At 46.1% G+C, this 3,205-nt stretch carries 3 protein-coding genes; all 3 read right to left on the bottom strand.

The window, feature by feature from the left end; all coding sequences use genetic code 11:
- Window positions 1–104: 104 nt before the first annotated feature.
- The 3 genes from DSOL_RS25765 to DSOL_RS25755 all read right to left on the bottom strand — a co-directional run bounded on the left by DSOL_RS25765 (window position 105) and on the right by DSOL_RS25755 (window position 3,019).
- The gene (locus tag DSOL_RS25765) at window positions 105–923 is read right to left on the bottom strand and encodes an ExeA family protein (protein ID WP_075367553.1); all 819 of its coding nucleotides are present in this window, start codon (window positions 921–923) and stop codon (window positions 105–107) included.
- Window positions 916–2,307 carry a DDE-type integrase/transposase/recombinase gene (locus DSOL_RS25760; RefSeq protein WP_075367552.1) on the bottom strand — a complete coding sequence of 464 codons (1,392 nt, stop codon included), beginning with the start codon at window positions 2,305–2,307 and terminating at the stop codon, window positions 916–918. The genes DSOL_RS25765 and DSOL_RS25760 overlap by 8 nt, the downstream gene beginning before the upstream one ends.
- Before the next feature lie 103 nt (window positions 2,308–2,410).
- Entirely contained in the window at window positions 2,411–3,019 is a 609-nt protein-coding gene (locus DSOL_RS25755; protein WP_139314633.1) for a DUF6431 domain-containing protein, read from the bottom strand.
- Between the last annotated feature and the right edge of the window lie 186 nt (window positions 3,020–3,205).

Below are 3,205 nucleotides of genomic sequence, written 5' to 3'. Positions count from 1 at the left end.
CCGTCAATACTTACCTCTAAGAATGCCAGACAATGTTGGATAAGAAAAATCCCCAATAGGCACATGCCAATCCATGTGTATATTGGGGATAATGGGGATAAAATCTACATAGCAGTACCCCGTTGCCGTTCAGCATCCGTTAAAATTCGTCCAATTTGAGCGTCCTCCACGACCTCGCTTCCGTTCCGTTTGGCCTCATAGAGGGCATGAGTACAGATTGTGTTAATCAGCCGTGGAATTCCTTTCGTCTCAGAGTGGATTAGACTGAGAGCACTATCTGCAAAAATAGGGGTAGTAAGCCCTGCTTGCTTCATTTGGTGGCGAATATAAGTTGCCGATTCCTGAGCAGTAAGACCACTAAGATGGTATTGAAGATGAATGCGCTGGGCGATGGCCTCGTATTTGTTCATACGTAAGATCCGCCGCAACTCCGGCTGCCCGACAAGAATGAGAGAAAGTAAAGAGGCTGAGTCCATTTGGTGATTTAAAGCAAACCGAAGCTCTAAGAGCATGGACGGGCTAATGTCATGAGCTTCATCAATAATTACAACCAACGATTTATCCCGCTGAAGAGCTCTGTAGTTTAAGACTTGTTCGAGCAACAGTTTCGATTTAGATAGGTAAAAATTCGGTTCTTCACCTAACCCACGCAATAAATCTCCATAAAAATCACGAGGTTTCATGCCCGCCTGACTTAAATAGATCACCTGGTACCGGACTGGATCTAATTCTTGCACCAGACGGCGAATAAGGGTGGATTTACCGCTACCGACTTCTCCCGTAAGCACACCAAGGCAAGAGTTAGTCACCATTAACTGCAAGCGTGCCAAGGCTTCAGCGTAAGCACCTGCCCCAAAGAACATATCTCCTTGAGGTGACCGAGAAAAGGGGATAATTTGGGTAGAACCTGGCAGATTAGTCATGGGTTACCTCCTGCTTTGGCCCGAAATTCAAAGCTTCTTGGGCCCATTGACTACGGCGGTTTTGTTCCGCCAATTTGAAGAAATTGAGGCCCGTCGCGGGAGGGGTTTCCTGTTTTTCGACCTTAGACTTAGTTTTGACACGTTCATGGATCTTACGGTTTAAATCGAGAAGTCGGGCATCAGGCAGCCGATTTCCGTCGTGCCAAACTTGCATTACGCTTAAATCGTAGGGGTCAAAGCGAAGTGTGACAGTTTGACTAGAAAGATGAGACGGGATCTCGAAGATATTTCCAAAGACGCTGACACAACCTGCTTTATCCACCTTTCGCACTTCTTCCCAAAGGAAGATTTCGGTCAATTCTACCATCGATACCCGGCGCATCGTCCGTTTAAGACCCGCTGCCCTATCCTTAGGAGACTGACCAGTGCTACCGTGTTTGCGTAAGTGGTAGTAGCCTTCGAGCCAGGATGTAAAGGCCTCATTTAACTGTTTTAGCGTAGTAAGACTACCATTTCCAATCTGCACATGCGCCTCTGGCCTGAAACTTGTATCAATAAATCTAAAGAACCTCTCAATTTTCCCTCGACCTTGGGGCTTGTAGGGACGCGAGTGGGAAAGCTTAATGTTTAACTTGGCACAAATCCGAACCAAATGGTGGGACGAAAAAACGCTTCCATTGTCACAGTAAAATTGGGCAGGAACTCCGTGGCGCAAGATCGCCTTTTTGAGTGCATCTTCTAAGCGAGGTAATTTCTCATCCCAGTAGAATTCTCCGTGGACAATCGCCCTCGAAAAATCATCAATGATGGCAAACAACATCGCCTTTTTACGTTTCTTTGGATTGAGTGGATCCGGCAAATAAAGGGTATGTTGAAAATCTGCCTGCCACATGAGATGAACATCCTCAACTTCGAAGCGTCGATGCCCTCTCGACGATTCCATAGCCTGCAAGAGTTCTTGGCGGCTGACACCGGCCTTGCGTAAGTGCCGAGATAATGTACTGGGGGCCAGAGTTCCTTCCGTGGCCATACCACTATGTTCTAATAGGTAGATAATCTGCTCTACACTACGCTCGGGCCGTTCACGGCGTAACTCAATGGCCTTTTGTAAGACGGGAGCAGGTAAGGCTATGGCATTTTTCTGAGGACGTTTTTTGGGTTTAAGCCCTTCCCAACCCTCTTTTCGGTAATTTGCCATAAAGCGCTCAAGCGTGCGTACACTGACCTGAGTCTTGTGACTGCCAGGAATTGTGTGACTGAGCGCGGCAATTTGGACAAGCTGACGCTTCAGCTCTCCGGGAATCATCGGAGTCTGACGAGATACAATCGGTGATATTAATCCGTAACGAAACGCCGCTACCTGTTCATCTGTAGGGAAATCCATGGTTTCTCACTCCTTCAAACAAAAATTAAGGATGGGGTTGCCCCTACCGATATTCTGACTGAAAAAGTTATGCCACACCATGGACAGCTTTTGTGGGATTAAGCTAACCGACCGTCACCGCCCGTGAGCGTTTAATCTGGTAGAGCCTAGCAAGAAGACCAATGTTCATATATCCCGGTTTCGTCGATCTTACTTGTTCCCATGCCGTAAACAACCAAGCCCATTCTCTGACTGGCTTTGACGGGCCAACGGGAATTTCCACATGGGGTAGTTTCTCTAAGATTATCTGCCATTGTTCGGACGACGAATCTTTTAACTCATCACGGATTGCTTTGCTCCAGCGCCAAAGAGTCTTCTCACTAAACTTTCCGGCAGAGGTAACTAGGTCTTCTGCGATTTTCAATAAAGCTATCCCAGATAACTGTTGATGGATAACCTCTTCCTTGACTTCCCATGCCACCTGATGGTGTTCCATCACAAAGTTAGGCAGTAACGAGGTCGATCTCCCACACTTGGTACATTTAAATCGAAAGATAGATATGATGAACACCTCTAATAACGTATACACTGTTCTTTTGAAACTTCCATGTTTGTGCAACATCACTTCTGCCTGGCAGTGGGGACACATCATTGGACGCAAGTGATTTGGACAACCATCAATAAAGCCTTCAATATAAGACTGGACAGTCCAGATTTCTTCAGTTAAACTCATATTGGTAGTAACCAATGGGAAAGAGGAAACTAGGCTGGCCGGCCAATGATGTTTCCTCTTTCTTTTATCCTTTTTTAAGATTGTCACGTGGTCTATTTAGCCACATGACAATCATTATCTACTAGAAACGACAAAGAAGGCAAGAAAAAACGCTCACTTTAATGTCAATTAAAGTGAGCGCCCACA

The organism is Desulfosporosinus metallidurans (genome assembly GCF_001936615.1).
Classification (GTDB): Bacteria; Bacillota; Desulfitobacteriia; order Desulfitobacteriales; family Desulfitobacteriaceae; genus Desulfosporosinus; species Desulfosporosinus metallidurans.
Note: the sequence above shows the minus strand (reverse complement) of the source record. Positions and strands in the feature narration are given on the sequence as shown.

Coding starts and splice junctions, on each gene's coding strand:
- DSOL_RS25765 (WP_075367553.1), bottom strand. CDS start 923: ATGACTAATCTGCCAGGTTCTACCCAAATTATCCCCTTTTCTCGGTCA.
- DSOL_RS25760 (WP_075367552.1), bottom strand. CDS start 2,307: ATGGATTTCCCTACAGATGAACAGGTAGCGGCGTTTCGTTACGGATTA.
- DSOL_RS25755 (WP_139314633.1), bottom strand. CDS start 3,019: ATGAGTTTAACTGAAGAAATCTGGACTGTCCAGTCTTATATTGAAGGC.